The 15,141-nt window shown below is 68.7% G+C and carries 16 protein-coding genes and 1 tRNA gene; 8 read left to right on the forward strand and 9 right to left on the reverse strand.

The window, feature by feature from the left end:
* Positions 1-50 precede the first annotated feature (50 nt).
* Positions 51-938, forward strand: a complete 888-nt coding sequence (locus ACY48E_RS10640; RefSeq protein WP_462872137.1) for an SDR family oxidoreductase — start codon at positions 51-53, stop codon at positions 936-938.
* A gap of 68 nt (positions 939-1,006) precedes the next feature.
* On the forward strand, positions 1,007-2,368 hold the full coding sequence (locus ACY48E_RS10645) for an MFS transporter (RefSeq protein ID WP_462872138.1): 1,362 nt from the start codon (positions 1,007-1,009) through the stop codon (positions 2,366-2,368).
* Here the strand turns inward: ACY48E_RS10645 and ACY48E_RS10650 are convergent.
* Together ACY48E_RS10650 and ACY48E_RS10655 are read right to left on the reverse strand one after the other, a co-directional pair.
* Entirely contained in the window at positions 2,312-2,950 is a 639-nt protein-coding gene (locus ACY48E_RS10650; RefSeq protein ID WP_462872139.1) for a TetR/AcrR family transcriptional regulator, read from the reverse strand. The two genes, ACY48E_RS10645 and ACY48E_RS10650, sit on opposite strands and share 57 nt — an antisense overlap.
* A gap of 64 nt (positions 2,951-3,014) precedes the next feature.
* Entirely contained in the window at positions 3,015-3,713 is a 699-nt protein-coding gene (locus ACY48E_RS10655; protein ID WP_462872140.1) for a dienelactone hydrolase family protein, read from the reverse strand.
* A 52-nt stretch (positions 3,714-3,765) separates the two neighbouring features.
* Here ACY48E_RS10655 and ACY48E_RS10660 point away from each other — a divergent pair, with 52 nt between their 5' ends.
* From ACY48E_RS10660 to ACY48E_RS10685, 6 genes are all read left to right on the forward strand, one after another.
* Positions 3,766-4,740 (forward strand): 2-hydroxyacid dehydrogenase, encoded by a 975-nt coding sequence (locus ACY48E_RS10660; protein ID WP_462872141.1) that lies wholly within the window; start codon positions 3,766-3,768, stop codon positions 4,738-4,740.
* 67 nt (positions 4,741-4,807) lie between these two features.
* Complete coding sequence (locus ACY48E_RS10665; RefSeq protein WP_462872142.1) at positions 4,808-6,088, forward strand: esterase/lipase family protein; 1,281 nt, start codon at positions 4,808-4,810, stop codon at positions 6,086-6,088.
* Between the two features lie 12 nt (positions 6,089-6,100).
* A tRNA-Leu gene (locus ACY48E_RS10670) sits at positions 6,101-6,174 on the forward strand.
* Positions 6,175-6,281: 107 nt separating this feature from the next.
* The gene (locus ACY48E_RS10675) at positions 6,282-7,712 is read left to right on the forward strand and encodes a ferredoxin reductase family protein (protein ID WP_462872143.1); all 1,431 of its coding nucleotides are present in this window, start codon (positions 6,282-6,284) and stop codon (positions 7,710-7,712) included.
* 16 nt (positions 7,713-7,728) lie between these two features.
* Positions 7,729-8,190 (forward strand): FMN-binding protein, encoded by a 462-nt coding sequence (locus tag ACY48E_RS10680; protein WP_462872144.1) that lies wholly within the window; start codon positions 7,729-7,731, stop codon positions 8,188-8,190.
* Complete coding sequence (locus ACY48E_RS10685) at positions 8,187-8,936, forward strand: FAD:protein FMN transferase (protein WP_462872145.1); 750 nt, start codon at positions 8,187-8,189, stop codon at positions 8,934-8,936. The genes ACY48E_RS10680 and ACY48E_RS10685 overlap by 4 nt, the downstream gene beginning before the upstream one ends.
* A 21-nt stretch (positions 8,937-8,957) precedes the next feature.
* Here ACY48E_RS10685 and ACY48E_RS10690 read toward each other — a convergent pair whose 3' ends face one another.
* The 7 genes from ACY48E_RS10690 to ACY48E_RS10720 all read right to left on the reverse strand — a co-directional run bounded on the left by ACY48E_RS10690 (position 8,958) and on the right by ACY48E_RS10720 (position 15,131).
* Positions 8,958-9,908, reverse strand: a complete 951-nt coding sequence (locus tag ACY48E_RS10690; protein WP_462872146.1) for a Ppx/GppA phosphatase family protein — start codon at positions 9,906-9,908, stop codon at positions 8,958-8,960.
* Positions 9,905-10,432: a DUF501 domain-containing protein gene (locus ACY48E_RS10695; protein WP_462872147.1), complete on the reverse strand. Its 528-nt coding sequence runs from the start codon at positions 10,430-10,432 to the stop codon at positions 9,905-9,907. The genes ACY48E_RS10690 and ACY48E_RS10695 overlap by 4 nt, the downstream gene beginning before the upstream one ends.
* Positions 10,433-10,454: 22 nt before the next feature.
* Positions 10,455-11,114: an FtsB family cell division protein gene (locus ACY48E_RS10700; protein WP_462872148.1), complete on the reverse strand. Its 660-nt coding sequence runs from the start codon at positions 11,112-11,114 to the stop codon at positions 10,455-10,457.
* Between the two features lie 7 nt (positions 11,115-11,121).
* The gene (gene eno / locus ACY48E_RS10705; protein ID WP_462872149.1) at positions 11,122-12,411 is read right to left on the reverse strand and encodes a phosphopyruvate hydratase; all 1,290 of its coding nucleotides are present in this window, start codon (positions 12,409-12,411) and stop codon (positions 11,122-11,124) included.
* A 129-nt stretch (positions 12,412-12,540) separates the two neighbouring features.
* The gene (locus tag ACY48E_RS10710; RefSeq protein WP_462872150.1) at positions 12,541-13,272 is read right to left on the reverse strand and encodes a lytic transglycosylase domain-containing protein; all 732 of its coding nucleotides are present in this window, start codon (positions 13,270-13,272) and stop codon (positions 12,541-12,543) included.
* A gap of 478 nt (positions 13,273-13,750) precedes the next feature.
* Positions 13,751-14,380, reverse strand: a complete 630-nt coding sequence (locus tag ACY48E_RS10715; RefSeq protein WP_462872151.1) for a hypothetical protein — start codon at positions 14,378-14,380, stop codon at positions 13,751-13,753.
* Positions 14,381-14,480: 100 nt separating this feature from the next.
* Positions 14,481-15,131 (reverse strand): nucleoside triphosphate pyrophosphohydrolase, encoded by a 651-nt coding sequence (locus ACY48E_RS10720; RefSeq protein WP_462872152.1) that lies wholly within the window; start codon positions 15,129-15,131, stop codon positions 14,481-14,483.
* Positions 15,132-15,141: the final 10 nt, after the last annotated feature.

The following is a 15,141-nucleotide window of genomic DNA, read 5'->3' on the forward strand; positions in this document are numbered from 1 at the left end:
GCTCCGGTCACAGATCGGTTCGGTCCCTCGGGTGAAGCAGGAGAGAAATCGTGGCGTCAGAATCGAAGGCACAGCGCACCACCAGGGCAGTCTCCGGCAAGGTGGCCGTCGTCACCGGCGGCGGGCGCGGTATCGGCGCCGCCACCGCGCAGGCGCTCGCGAAGCTGGGCGCGATCGTGGTGGTGGGCGACCTCGACGCCGAACACGCACGATCGGTCGCCGACCGGATCGGCGGCGAGTCCCGCGCGCTGGGCATGGGCGTCGACGTCTCCGACCGGAAGAGCTTCGGTGCGCTCGTCGACGCGGCCGTCGCGCGCTTCGGCCGGGTCGACATCCTGGTCAACAACGCCGGGATCATGCCCCTCGGGCCCCTGACCGCCGAGAGCGCCGAGACCGAGGATCGCATCATGGGCGTCAACGTGCGCGGGGTGATCACCGGAACCAAGCTCGTGACACCGATGATGATCGCCGCCGGCGGCGGCCACATCGTCAACATCGCCTCGGCCGTCGGTCGCGTCGCCATCGCGCACGGCGCCACCTACAGCGCCAGCAAGTACGCCGTGGTGGGATTCTCCGAGGCCACTCGCGCCGAACTGAAGCCGTTCGGTATCGACGTCTCCTGCGTCCTGCCGACCGTGGTCGCCACGGACCTCGCCGCAGGCGTCTCTGCAGCGCGCGGCATGCACAAGGTGAGCCCCGAGGACATTGCCGACGCCGTGGTCTCGGTGCTCGGCACACCACGATTCGAGACCTGGGTGCCCCAGCGCGGACACGGCATGTGGGCGGTCAGCCAGCTACTCCCCCGCCGCGCTCAGGACGCGATCATGAAGGCGATCGGTGCGGACACCGTCCTCAGCCACGCCGACACCGCAGCCCGCGCCACGTACGAGAAGGAGGCGACGGGGTCGACACCGACTTCGCACACACCGGCCAGGTGACGGCCCGTCGGCCCGACGAGGTGCCATACTCGTCGCGCACATGACCGCTTTCGTCGGGAGTTGAGCCGGTGGCGACGAGGATCGACGAACGGCGCTACCGCTTTCTCATCAATCGGGACTTCTCCCGACTGTGGACAGCGCAGGCCCTCTCGTCCGTGGGTGACTTCGTCTTCGACACCACCCTCACCATCTGGATCGCGTCCGAACTGATGCGCGGATCCCGGTGGGCACCCACCGCGGTCAGCGGGCTGCTGGTCAGTGCCGTCGTGGCGGTCATCGTAGTGGGCCCGGCTGCAGGGGTGTTCGTCGACAGGTGGAACCACCGCCGCGTGATGCTGGTGTCGGAGGCACTGCGCGCGGTGGTCGTGGGCGTGGTCGCGGCGTTGCTGTTCCTGCCCACCGACTCCCTCCCGCTGTGGCTGTGGTTGACCCTGCTGTACTCGACGGTGTTCGTGGTCAACGCCTCCGGACAGTTCTTCAACCCCGCACGGTTCGCCACGATCGCCACGATCGTCAGCGGTGAGGACGATCGAACCCGCGCCTTCGGCCTGAGTCAGGCGACGGTGGCGTCCGCTGCGATCATCGGTCCGCCGATCGCCGCGCCGTTGCTGTTCTCGATCGGGGTGCAGTGGGCGGTGATCGCGAACGCGCTCAGCTATGTCATGTCCTACATCGCCATTCGTTCGATGCGCACACGGGCGAGCGCACCCGCGCAGCCGCGTCGAGCGGCGCCGGGCTGGTCGAACGAGTTCACCGAGGGACTACGCCTGTTCCGCCGCAACAGGTTCCTCATGTCGATCCTCGTCATCGCCATGGTGGCCTCGCTCGGTACCGGCGCCATCACTGCCCTGCTGGTCTTCTTCGTCACCGACAACCTGGCCGAGAATCCTTCTCAACTCGGCATTCTCACCGCTGCATTCGGGGCGGGGACCATCCTCGGTGCGGTGTCGGCGGGGCGGATCGCCGGTTGGATCGGCGCGCGCGCACTCACGTGGGCCGGCCTGCTGGCGGGCGGGGTGATGCTGGCGATCCTGGCCCGTCAGACCGAACTCTGGGCGGCGTGCCTGTTCATCTTCGCAACCGGGGTGCCGGTCGCAGCGCTCAACGCCGGCCTGGGCCCGCAGCTGCTGGCCGTCACCCCGGAAGGTTTCCGAGGCCGAGTCAGCGGCGTGTTCACGCCGGTCAACACGGCGGTGTCGATGCTCTCGCTCGTGCTGTCGGGCGTGCTGGCGAGCACGGTGCTCGACGGGTTCTCCGCACAGGTGGGACCCATCCGGGTCGGAGCCATCGACACGATCTTCACGTTCTCCGCCGTGATGATCGCGCTCGCCGGACTCGTTGCGCTGGTGACCCTTCCGCCGACGGTGGATACGTCAGATCCGGGTCGGGGTGAGCCCCCAGACCGAGGACATCCAGATCCCCTTCAGTGAGCGGAGCATCTGCTCGGTGTCGGTGCTCTCACTACGCCGAAGCCGGTCCAGGTAGAACAGGTACGTCGACATCTCGGCCAGGTGCCCGACGAGAGTTCGCACGTCCGGGTTCGACGGTTTGGCATCGGGGTCGACGAGAACCACGCGGGAGATGGCGTCGGCCATGTCGGCGCAGTCCTGCTGCCAGATGCGACTAATCCCCTCGTCGAGTTGGAGTGCCTGCACCGTGGCCACCAGCACCACCGAGCCCGCCTCCCATACCCGACGCGCGGCCACCAGGAAATCGTCGGCATAGGTCTCGATGTCCACCCCCGCCGCACGCTCGTAGCTGCCCAGACGCACCGCCAGGTCGGCGCGGCTCGCCACGTAGAGCTCGGTGAGTGCAGCGAACTTCGAGTCGAAGTAGAAGTAGAAGCCCGACCGACCCACGCCGGCCTCCGCCGCGATCTGCCCGACGGTCAGATCAGCTATGGAATGGGACCCCAGCAGGCGCACCAACGCGTCGAGGATGGCCTGTCGCTGCCGCTCCCCCTTGGTCGGCGGTCGAGTATCGGCCGACCCCGGTGAGCCCTCGCTGTCCACGGTCACCGATGCTATCGGCCGCACTGCGCCGGTGCCATGCCCGACAGCGGCCGGGCGCTCGGTGTCAGACGACCCTCTCGCGCAGGAACTTCACCGTGCGTGACCACGCCAGCGCAGCCTGCTCGCCGTCGTACGTGCCCGCCTTGTCCTCGTCGTTGTGGAAGGCGTGGCCGGCCGGGTAGTAGAAGAACTCCACCTCGGCACCGGACTCGTCGCGTATCTGCTGCTCCTGCGCGCGCGCCTGGTCGACCGGGTAGAAGCCGTCCTGCTCCGCGTAGTGCCCCTGCACCGCGGCGGTGAGGTCGGTGTAGGTGTTCGGGACGCCGGGACCGACGCCGTAGAACGGCACTGCAGCCGAGACCTTCTCGCCCTTCTCCACCGCCAGCAGCAGCACGAAGCCGCCACCCATGCAGAACCCCACGGCGCCCACGGTCGCAGACGTCACGGCCGGATGGGCGAGCAGGAAGTCGACGGCTCCGCCGAGATCCTTCGCCGCCTGGTCGACGGGCAGCGAGGTCATGAACGCGCCCGCCTCGTCGGCGTCGTGGGCGACGCGGCCACCGTAGAGGTCGGGTGCGAGAGCCACGAATCCTTCCGATGCGAGGCGATCGCAGATCGACGCGATGTGATCGTCGAGGCCCCACCACTCCTGGATGACGACCACCCCCGGACCCGATCCGGCAGCCGGCACGGCGAGATACCCGTGGGCCTGGTTGCCGTTGCTGGGGAAGGTCACGTTCTGGCGGTGATTCGATGCGGTCATGAAATCCACCATACGGACGCTGACCGGATCGCGTCACGAATACGGTGGTGCGATGACGCCCCGCATCCTGGTGACAACCCCCATCCCCGAGCCCGGTATGGGCATCATCGCCCAGAGCAGCGACGTCACCGTGCTCGACGATCCGCCCTCCTACGAGGAGTTGACGGAGCTGGCGACCTCGGGGCGGTTCGACGTGATCGTGTCCCAGTTGCGAGATCGATTCGACCGGAATCTCCTGTCGCGGGCGATGATTCGGGGGGTGTCCAACTATGCGGTCGGCTACGACAACGTCGATGTGGCCGCGGCCACCGAGCACTCGATCGTGGTGGCCAACACGCCCGGCGTCCTGACCGACGCAACCGCAGACGTGGCGATCCTGCTCATGCTGGCCACCGCGCGGCGAGCCCTCGAGGCCGACGCCATGGTGCGCCGCGGTGAGTTCGTGGGGTGGAAGCCCGATCTGGTGCTGGGCACCGATGTCTCCGGCCGCACCCTCGGACTCGCGGGCTTCGGGCGCATTGCCCGCGCGACCGCGCGGCGCGCTCTGGGCTTCGGCATGCGGGTCATCGTGTGCCCCCGCCCACCGGGCGAGCGCGCGTTGACCGAGGCCGAGGTCGCCGAGTTCGCCGGTGCTGTCGAGCCGGTCGACTGGCAGACGCTGATCACCGAGTCCGATTTCCTGTCCCTGCACATCCCCCTCACCGCAGACACCCGTCACCTCGTCGACGCGACCGTGCTGGCGCGGATGCGCCCGACCGCCATCCTGATCAACACCGCCCGCGGGCCGATCGTGGACGAGGCGGCGTTGGTGGAGGCACTGCGAGGCGGTGTCATCGCCGCGGCGGGACTCGACGTGTACGAGAACGAGCCCGCGTTGGCCGACGGCCTCGCCGACCTGGCCAACACCGTGCTGCTCCCCCACGTGGGCAGTGCGACGGTGCGGGTTCGGTCGGAGATGGCCCGCCTGTGTGCACTCAACGCCGTCGAGATCGCACATGGGCGCGAGCCGCTCCACCGTGTCCGCTGAGCGGGGCGCACGTGATGCCCGCCACCGACGTGCCGCCGATTCCAGTGAACAGTTGTACACTGCGCCTATGGGTGAGAGCAGTCAGCGGACCGCCGAGATCGGCGAGTTGAGTGAATTGGCCCTGCGCGAAGCCGCCACGGCGACGGCAGGCATCGCGGCGGTCCATGCCGCCATCTCCCGACGAGCGTTCGGACTCGTCGCCCGCGGCCTCGGTCCCGCGGTGACGCCGAGCAAGACCGTTCACGACGTCGTCGCAGCGGGCACGTATGCCGCTGTGGTGGCGGCATTCTCGGGCGCGGCCACCGCGGTCTCCGCCGTCACACGTGCCTCGGTGGCGAGCGCGCTGCGCTCGGGTGAGACCGAGGTTGCCGGCGCCGCAGCCGCGCCGGCTCCCTCGCACACGCCCGACGGCGCCCAGGCGATCGCCGTGCTGCACGGACTCATCGGCGACCGCATGGAACAGACCACGCGCGCACTCGCCTTCCCGATGGCGGTGCGCGTCGACGGGCGTGCCGTCGCGATCACCCGTGACGCCCTGGCCCGAACCTTTCCCGCGGCAACCGAGCACGTCGTGGTGTTCCTGCACGGGCTGGTCGAAACGGAGACGGCCTGGGAGTTCGGCGGCGGCCGAACCTACGGTGCGCATCTCGATGCCGAGGTGGGCACCACGTCGATCTTCCTGCGCTACAACACCGGTCGACGGGTGGCCGCCAACGGCGCCGACCTGTCGGAACTGCTCGACTCGCTGATCGAGACCTGGCCGGTCCCGCTGCGACGGATCACTCTCGTCGGTCACTCGATGGGCGGGCTGGTCTCGCGCAGCGCCGCGCACCACGCCGGCACGCTGGACCGTCCGTGGGTGCGGTTGCTCGGGGACATCGTCACCCTCGGTACCCCGCATCTCGGAGCCCCCCTCGCGCAGGCGGTGCACAAACTCGGGGCGGCATTGGCGCTGACGCCCGAGACGCGGCCCTTCTCACGTCTGCTCACCCGACGCAGCGCCGGTGTCCGCGATCTGGTGCACGGGTCGATCACCCACGAGGAGGGTCATCCTCGCGATCGGGACGGCTTCGATCTCGGTGAGGCCACCGACATCCCGGTCGCACCCGGTGTGCGTCACCATCACGCGTGCGCAGTGCTCACCGACGACCCCCACCATCCTGTCGGGCTGCTTCTCGGTGACGGACTGGTGCTGCGCGGCAGTGCCCACGGGCGCGGCAAGGGTCGCGACATCGGTCTGCAACCACGGGCCGGTATCGCCATCGGCGGGGCGAACCACTTCTCGCTGCTCAACGACGAACGCATCCACACCTGGCTGGTCGATGCCCTCGCCGACGCGTCGCACTAGGGTGTGCGCTACGCGGACGTGGCCCAATCGGTAGAGGCATCAGACTTAAAATCTGTGAGTTGTGGGTTCGAGTCCCACCGTCCGCACTCCGCCGAGTAGCTACGCCACAGGTCATCCGCGGCGTTCGACGTTCACAGCAAGTCCCCGGGCAGGGCACAGTCCGCCCGGGGGAACGCCGCTCATCGTGGTCGTCATGAGCAGTTACTCGATCGACACCCGTCCGACGCCGTGTACGACTGCCCCGGACACATCGATCGCCACACCCGGAGTCCGCACTATCCCGCGATGGTGGCGCGATGCCACCGCCTGCGCAGGATGGACGGTGCTGCTGATCGTGGTGGCACTGTGGGTCGGCGGCGGCGGTGTGGCGGACCTCGCCGGCGATCCAGGGAGCGTGCTCACCTCGATCGGTCGCCTCACCGGGCTGATCGCCTCGGCACTGCTGCTGATCCAGGTGCTCCTGATGGCGCGCGTGCCGATCATCGAGAAGGCATGGGGGCAGCAGGAGCTGACCGCACTGCACCGCTGGGTGGGGTTCGGCTCGTTCACCCTCATGGTGGCGCACATCGGGCTGATCACCGTGGGGTACGCCGACGTCGATACCGCGCTGCTGTGGCACACGATCGTCGACTTCACGCTGAACTACCCCGGCATGTTGCCGGCCATCGCCGGCACGGCGGCACTGATCCTGGTGGTTGTCACATCCGTGCGTGCCGCCCGTGCCCGGCTGCGGTACGAGTCGTGGCATCTGATCCATCTCTACGGCTACCTCGGCGCGGGACTGGCGCTGCCACATCAGATCTGGACCGGCCAGGACTTCCGGTCGCCGGTCGCGGCGGTGTTCTGGTGGACGCTGTGGATCGTCACGGCGATCGCGGTGCTGACCTTCCGCGTCGCGGTACCCGCGTGGCGCTCGCTCCGGGCACCGATCCGCGTGCACAGCGTGTGGAACGAGGCTCCGGGAGTGGTCTCGGTGGTGGTCGACGGGCCCGGCGTCGGCCGCCTCGATGCAATGGCCGGGCAGTTCCTCCAGTGGCGATTTCTCTCCGGGCCGGGATGGTCTCGTGCACATCCCTATTCGATCTCCGCCGCGCCCGACGGCCGTCATCTGCGCTTCACCGCGGCCGTGGTCGGCGACGGCACCGCGGAACTGAGCCGCCTGCGTCCCGGCACCCGCGTCCTGGTGGAGGGACCCTACGGGCGAATGCATCCCGGCACCCGCACCCGTCGCAAGGCCCTGTTGATCGGGGCCGGGATCGGCATCACACCCATGCGAGCTCTGCTCGAGGCGCTCCCCCAGAACCCCTCGGATGTGCTGGTGATCCACCGAACCCACTCCGAGAGCACAGCCGTTCTGCACCAGGAGATCTCGGACATCGCGGCCGCTCGCGGCGCCGACTACCTGCTCGTGACGGGGCACCGGATACGCGAACGGTCGAGCTGGCTACCCGACCATGCCGCCGGCTGGGACGACACGGCGGCCCTGCTGCACGCCTGTCCCGATGTCGCCGACCGCGAGGTGTTCGTGTGTGGACCGCCCGCCTGGGCCGACGCCGTGCGCCGAGCGGCCCGAGCCGCGGGCACCCCTGCGGCACATATCCATTCCGAGAGCTTCGACTCCTGATCGAGAGGTCGCAATCATGCGCCGCATCACCTGGTGGATCATGTCCACCATCACCGCACTGACACTTCTGTTCAGCTACCACACCTCCACCAGTTCGTCGCAGGCCCCGCCGGCCGTGGCATCGACACCGGTGTCGAGTCCGGCACAACCGGATTCGACTTCCACCACACCCGACGAGGAAGTCGCCGAGGCAAACCCGGTGTCGGGAACGTTCACCGGCACCAGCGTCGATACCCGGTGGGGCCCGGTGCAGGTGCAGATCACCGTCGTCTCCGGGAAGATCACCGCCGCGGACGCCGTGGTGTACCCCGACGGGAACAGCAAGGACATCGCGATCAACAACCGCGCCCTCCCCGTGCTCGGCAGTGAAGTGGTTGCGGCGCAGAGTGCGAACATCGACATGGTCTCCGGTGCCACGGTGACCTCCACCGGCTACATCCAGAGCCTGCAGTCCGCCATCGATCAGGCGAACCTGTGAGCGCGCCCACCAGGACCGGCGCCCGCGCGTGGGTCGAACAGATCATGGGCATGCCGGTGTCGGTGCACGTGCGAGCGGACGACACCACGCGGCCCGACATCGCATTCGCCGTCGGCCAGGTGTTCGCGCACCTGCGCCGCGCCGACTCGGTGTTCAGCCTCTACCGTCCCGATAGCGACCTGATGCGCTGGCGTGCCTACGAACTCGAGTTCGGCGACGCGGACCCCTGGCTCGCACAGGTGTGGCTGCTCACCGCTCGTGCCGAAGCGGCGACGGGTGGGCTCTTCACCACCGAGCTGCCCGGCCCCGACGGCTCGGTGGGGTGGGATCCGACCGGCCTGGTCAAGGGCTGGGCCGTCGAGTCGGCAGCCGATCATCTGCGCCGCGTCGATCGAATCACGTTCTCCATCAACGCCGGCGGCGACATCATCTGTGGGCTGGGCCGCGACTGTGCCCACCTCGTCCGCCCCTGGCGCATCGGCATCGAGAACCCCGACGACCGTTCCACCATCGCGCACGTGGTCAGCGTCATCGAGGGCGCCGTCGCCACCTCCGGCTCCGCCGCCCGCGGCGATCACATCCTCGATCCCCGCTCGGGCCGCCCGGTCACCCGCCCCGGCTCCACCACCGTCGTCGGGCCGAGCCTGGTGTGGGCGGACATCTGGGCCACCGCCACCTTCGTCGACCCGAACTCCTTCGACACCACCGGCGCCTGGTCCGACTACGAGCTCCGGGTCACCAGCTGACCGGTGTCACCAGCTGACAGATCACGCCGACGTGAGGCTGAGCGCGATGCCATCGAGGATGTCGTGCTCACTGACGACGAGAGTGGAGATGGGCGCCGCGGCGCCGACACGTTCGGCCAGAGCCGCCGTGACCAGCGACCCGCCGCCGATCACGTCGACCCGGCCGGGATGCATGGGGCCGAGGGCGGCGCGGTCGGCGCGCGTCATCCCGACCAGTCGATCACACACATGCAGAAGGTCGTCGAAACCGATGCGGGAGAGGTGGATTCGAGCGGGATCGTACTCGTCGAGTCCCTGGGCGATGGCCGACAGCGTGGTCATGGTTCCGGCCACACCGACCCACGTGCGAGCCTGTTGCACCGGGACCGCCGCGAACGCCTCGTCGAGGCGCTCCCCGAGAAAGTCACGGGCGCCTGCGATCTCGTCCGCCGTGGGCGGATCGGAGTGCAGGCACCGCTCCGTCAACCGCACGCAACCGATGTTGGCGGAGTACGCCGCCCGAACCCCCTCGCGGTCACCGAGCACCAGTTCGGTCGACCCACCGCCGAGGTCGACCACCAGGAACGGCCCATCGGAGGAATCGAGATCGCCCACCGCCCCGGCGAACGACAGCCGTGCCTCCTCGTCGCCGGTGATCACCTCCGCCACCGCACCCGACGCGACGGGCTCGAGCGTGGTCCGGGTCATGTCGAAGAACACCTCGCGGTTCGACGCGTCGCGCGTGGCCGAGGTCGCGACCATCCGCACCGCGTCCACTCCCCCGAGCTCACCGATGATCTCGACGTACCGCTCCAGGGCGATTCGGGTGCGCTCGATCGCCTCCGGAGCGAACGCGCCGGTCGCGTCGACGCCCTGACCGAGCCGCACGACGGTCATCTCCCGGCTCAGGTCGCGCAAACCCGACTGCTCGACGTCCGCGACGAGCAGACGAATCGAATTGGTCCCGCAATCGATGGCAGCCACCCTGGTCATGCGGAGTCCTCTCGAATGTCGGCGATGGTGGGCCAGTCGGCCGGTAGGGCGGTGCCGCGCAGCGGCCCCTCGGCGGCGAGAGCCACCGATTCATCGCCGAGTGGGTTGACACCGGGGCCCTTCGCGAGCGAGTGCGCCATGAGTACGTGCAGGCACTTGACCCGGTCGGGCATCCCTCCGCCCGTGAAATCGGTTCCCAGAGAGGCGATCGCGTTCCGCTCGGCGAGATAGGAGAGGTGGGCACGCAGATACGCGGCAGCGAGGTCGGCGTCGACGGCGAGTCTCTCGGTCATCTCACGCATCACCCCGGCGGACTCCTGCCGGCTGGCCTCGGCCGTCAGCCGTGGGTCGGTGAGGTAGTACAGGGTGGGGAACGGTGTGCCGTCGGGCAGGGTGGGTGAGGTGGTCACCACGGCTGGGCGCCCGTCGGGCGTGCGGTAGGCGACGGCGAGCACACCGCGCGGCTCCCGGCCGAGTTGGCGAGCCACCGCGTCGAGGTCGTCGGGAGAGACCGCAGGGTTCACGAGCACGATCCTACGTGGGCCCTCATTTGCCCCGCGGGTCGACGGCCGTGGACCACAACGTGCTGTACCAGGGCCCGGGAGGGGCAGGCGGGGCATCCTTGGCGATGTCGGAATATGCACGCGCACCGGGCAATTGGACCTGGTACGGCGTTTCGCCCGGCATCACGAACCCCAGCCGCTGCCGGGCCTGCGCGGTGATGTACGCGGGATCGGCGGCCTGGTCCTTCTGCACCTGGAGGTCGGCAACGCGCTGTTCGAGCTCGGCCCGCTGCGCCGCGACGGCCTGCGCGTCGCTGCGCTGACCGAGGTAGGTCCGCAGCGGCACGGCCAGCGTGAGCGCGAGCGCCGTGATCACAGCGGCGAGCACGACGGCTTTGGACATCGACAGCCCCAGGACAGTGCGTTCGCGGCCCACCGCGCGTGACACCCCGGGTCGGATTCGGCGCGGCGAGCCGTCGATCTGGTCGGCCGGGTCACCGGACACGCTGTCCGCAGATGCCCCGCCGGCAGATGCCACGTCCGCAGGGACAGCGTCCGGAGAGGCCCCGTCCACGTCGATCGGAGCTCCGGACCCTGCCTCACCACCGGTTCTCGGGGTTCGCCGAGCGGTGCGTCCGGGGCGATCACCCTTGCGAGCCGACCGTGCCCCCGGACGCGCTCCGGGCCGCTGCCTCTCCGACATCTGCCAGTCAGTCCTTGGTGAAGTCCAGGCGCGGGAACGCCAGCTCACCGGAGTACCGCGCGGCGTCGCCGAGGGCCTCCTCGATGCGCAGCAACTGGTTGTACTTGGCCACGCGCTCGCTACGGGCGGGGGCGCCGGTCTTGATCTGACCGCTACCCACGGCAACGGCCAGATCGGCGATGGTGACGTCCTCGGTCTCGCCGCTGCGGTGGCTCATCATGGTGCGGTAGCCGTTGCGGTGGGCCAGGTCCACGGCGTCGAGGGTCTCGGTGAGGGTGCCGATCTGGTTGACCTTCACCAGCAGCGCGTTGGCCGCACCCTTCGAGATCCCCTCCTCGAGGCGCTCTGGGTTGGTGACGAAGAGGTCGTCACCGACCAGCTGGACGCGGTCGCCGATGGAATCGGTGAGCGCCACCCAGCCGTCCCAGTCGTTCTCGTCGAGCGGGTCCTCGATGGACACCAGCGGGTACTCGCCCAGCAGCTCGGCGTAGAAGGCCGACATCTCCTCGGCCGTGCGGGTCGAACCCTCGAACGCGTAACCCGTTCCGGCGGTGTAGAACTCGGTGGCGGCGACATCGAGCGCGAGGGCCACATCGGTGCCGAGCGTCAGACCGGCTTTGCCGATCGCCTCGGAGATCAGGTCGAGCGCGGCCTTGGTTCCGGCGAGGTCGGGAGCGAAGCCACCCTCGTCGCCGAGGCCGGTGGACAGACCCTTGTCCTTGAGCACCGACTTGAGCGAGTGGTAGACCTCCGCACCCCAGCGCAGCGCTTCCTTGAAGGTGGGGGCGCCGATCGGCGCGATCATGAACTCCTGCACGTCGACGCCGCTGTCGGCGTGGGCGCCACCGTTGATGATGTTCATCATCGGCACCGGCAGGATGTGCGCGTTGGGTCCGCCGACGTAGCGGAACAGCTCGAGGCCGGCCGACTCCGCGGCACCCTTGGCCACGGCGAGGGACACCCCGAGCAGCGCGTTGGCACCGAGGCGGGACTTGTCCGGGGTGCCGTCGAGGTCGAGCAGCGCCTGATCGACCGCGCGCTGATCGATGGCATCGAGTCCGATGACGGCGGGTGCAATGTCGTCGAGCACGGCATTGACGGCCTTCTGCACACCCTTGCCGAGGTAGCGGTCGCCACCGTCACGCAGTTCGACGGCCTCGTGCTCACCGGTGGACGCGCCGGACGGAACAGCGGCCCGAGTGAGGGTGCCGTCGTCGAGCGCCACCTCCACCTCGACCGTGGGGTTGCCACGCGAATCGAGGATCTCGCGAGCGCCTACCTGTTCGATGATGGCCACGAACATTCTCCTACCGGGGACGGGGACGGGACGATGAACGGGCGCCGGTCGCGCCGATCGCGTCACAGCCTAGCCCTGAGCGGTCACCGGATGCGCCTGACGCGCAGGCCGGGGCGGCACCGAACTCGCCTACCCGCTCACGCCCACCGAGTAGGCGGCGGCGCGGTCGCGCACATCGGTGAGGTACACCCCCGACAGGTTGTAGGCCATCAGGGCCTGCCGCCACCCCTGCGGTGTGCGCAGGTCACCGCCCCGATCACACAGGTACCGGGCTGCGCTGAGCGCGGCGTCGTCGATGTTGTCGGGGTCGGCGCGGCCGTCTCCGTTGGCATCGACACCCCACTTGCGCCACGTCTCGGGAATGAACTGCATCGGACCCATCGCGCGGTCGAATTGCGCGTCTCCGTCGAGTTGACCCCCGTCGGTGTCGGCGATGACGGCGTTGCCCGCGGTGCCGTCGAGCTGCACTCCACGGATCGGCGGGGCCACCGTGCCGTCGGCCTGCACGCTCGAACCACGGAAGGTGCCGTGACGACTCTCGATGTACCCGATGCCGGCAAGAGTGGTCCAACCGATTCCGCACGCGGGCTGCGACCGGGCCATCACCGCCGCGGCGTACCCATAGGCCTCGAGCGCGGTGGTCCCGATGCCGAGGGCCTGCGACTGCGGCTCCGCCCACGATCGCAGCAGGTCGGCCGTTCGCCCGGGGGCGTCGAGATCGATCGCGGGAACTGCACTCCCCGGACCCGGTGGGATCCCGGGCGGAATGGCCACCGGTGGTGTGCTCGCGCAGCCCGCCACCACAGCCGCCGCGGTTGCGGCGGCGAGCAGGCGGATTCGACGTCTCACGCGGTCGATCATTCCTGCGAAGACTGAGAGACGTCTGAGGCCGGGACGCGGTAACCGCACACCGTCGGACCGAGCACCCTTTTTCCCGACCGCCCACCGTCGGACCGAGCACCCTTTTTCGGAACCGCCCACGCCCTGCAGACGGCTGGGGGGGTGTGCGCGGTTTCCACAAAGGGTGTTCGGTCAGGAGGTGTTCGGTCAGGAGGTGTTCGGTCATGCCCAGTGCCGCCGTCACCAATGGCGTCGGATCCCTCAGATGCGAGCAGCGATCTCGGCGGCGTACACGCTCATTTTCACGTCCGCACCCGTCACCTCACGAAACTTCCGCGCAGCGTCACCCCACTTGCCATTCCGAGCGAGTCGCACTACGTCGGCGAACTCCGGGCGCGAAAAGTACTCGCGGGCACCAACATCGAGTAGGTGCAACTCGACGAAACGCGCGGCATCGCGGGGCCCCTGCGGTGCGCGAACAAATCTGCTGATCATCGGATCATCCCGCGAACGGTGTCGCGCACCACACACCGGCACCCACGAGTGCCGCAAGGAGGCCCGCCGCCCCGCCCCGTACGGCATTGACGCCAACTAGCCTGACGATGACGAACGCTACCTCCTTCCAGTTCTGGGCAGCGATCAAGTAGGCCAGCTGAGAACCACCGGCACCGGCTGCACCAATGAGAGCACCGAGCCCCGTTGCGTTGATCACGCAGTTGCGGTAGCCGGGCGAGGAGACCGAGTGCAGTGAGGAATCGAGTGGATCAGCGGATGTCGGCGGATCAAGGGTGGTGACGTGATTGAGAGCATCAGCGAGAGAGGACCATTCAGCGCTCGAGGCTCCGGAGGTGTCCGCCGAAGCTTCGCTCACTACCCACCCACCATCTCCGCGAGTAATCAGATGGCCGAAGATATCTGCCGAACGCACCGAGACAAGCCCGAGTTCCTCTTCGGAGAGGTCGTGAGTGAGCACAGGCTCGGGAAGAGCGTTCGCAGCGTCGGAATGCGGCTGAGACGGTGCGGCATGGGCAGTAGCAGTGCCCATGGTCAGGACCGCGCAAAGTACGATCGCGAGTTGGCGAGCCGCGCTCCAGCCAGCCTTGCTTGGTTTCATGAAAATCATTGTCATTAAGGAAAGATAGCACCGCTCATCACTCCAGGCAAATGCTCTGAACCTCCCCTCTGCAGCCGACCGGAGGGTGTGCGAGGTTTCCACACAGGGTGTTCGGTCAGGCCCAGCGCCGCCGCCACACCTGATCGGTCAACGGCTCTCCCCCCGCCCGCGCAGCCACCTCGGCGGCCCGCACGCGCGCGGCGAAGGCGAGCACGTCGCGGCGTAGGCGGTCCTCGACGGCGGCGCCGATTTCGATGCGCACCACCCGCAACTCGTCCGGCACCAGATCGGGTGGAAAACCTGCGGCGGAGATACGCGTGAGCACCTTCTCGGCCAGGGCCAGCGCGGGTTGGCTCAGCGCAATTCCGTCCAGGCAGGACGCGCGCGACTTCTCCGCAGCCTTCCGCTCCTCCCACGCCCGCTCCTGGGCGGCGATGTCGACTTCCCCGCCGACGTGGCCGCTCAGGTGCGGCGATCGGTGGGTCAGTTTGGCCACCAGGGTTGCCGCGACGTCATCGACGTCGAAAGCCCCCACCTCGTTGTCGCGGGCGATGCGGGAATGAAAGAGCACCTGCAGCAACAGATCTCCGAGTTCCTCGCGAATGTCGTCGGGGTTACCGCCGTCGATGGCGTCGAGCAGTTCGTAGGTTTCCTCGACCAGGTACGTCCGTAGGCTCTCGTGCGTCTGCTGCGCCTCCCAGCCGCCGATCGAGCGCAACCGGTCCATGAGCTCCACTGCTGCCAGCAGCTCCCGACCGTCGGTCATGAGCGGGCAC

The organism is Rhodococcus sp. AZ1, assembly GCF_054979605.1.

What these genes read in the sequence shown, in the direction of transcription:
- ACY48E_RS10710 (WP_462872150.1), bottom strand. Translation starts at nt 13,272, where the DNA reads ATGATCGACCGCGTGAGACGTCGAATCCGCCTGCTCGCCGCCGCAACC.
- ACY48E_RS10700 (WP_462872148.1), bottom strand. Translation starts at nt 11,114, where the DNA reads ATGTCGGAGAGGCAGCGGCCCGGAGCGCGTCCGGGGGCACGGTCGGCT.
- ACY48E_RS10665 (WP_462872142.1), top strand. Translation starts at nt 4,808, where the DNA reads ATGGGTGAGAGCAGTCAGCGGACCGCCGAGATCGGCGAGTTGAGTGAA.
- ACY48E_RS10655 (WP_462872140.1), bottom strand. Translation starts at nt 3,713, where the DNA reads ATGACCGCATCGAATCACCGCCAGAACGTGACCTTCCCCAGCAACGGC.
- ACY48E_RS10675 (WP_462872143.1), top strand. Translation starts at nt 6,282, where the DNA reads ATGAGCAGTTACTCGATCGACACCCGTCCGACGCCGTGTACGACTGCC.
- ACY48E_RS10660 (WP_462872141.1), top strand. Translation starts at nt 3,766, where the DNA reads ATGACGCCCCGCATCCTGGTGACAACCCCCATCCCCGAGCCCGGTATG.
- ACY48E_RS10720 (WP_462872152.1), bottom strand. Translation starts at nt 15,131, where the DNA reads ATGACCGACGGTCGGGAGCTGCTGGCAGCAGTGGAGCTCATGGACCGG.
- ACY48E_RS10715 (WP_462872151.1), bottom strand. Translation starts at nt 14,380, where the DNA reads ATGACAATGATTTTCATGAAACCAAGCAAGGCTGGCTGGAGCGCGGCT.
- ACY48E_RS10680 (WP_462872144.1), top strand. Translation starts at nt 7,729, where the DNA reads ATGCGCCGCATCACCTGGTGGATCATGTCCACCATCACCGCACTGACA.
- ACY48E_RS10690 (WP_462872146.1), bottom strand. Translation starts at nt 9,908, where the DNA reads ATGACCAGGGTGGCTGCCATCGATTGCGGGACCAATTCGATTCGTCTG.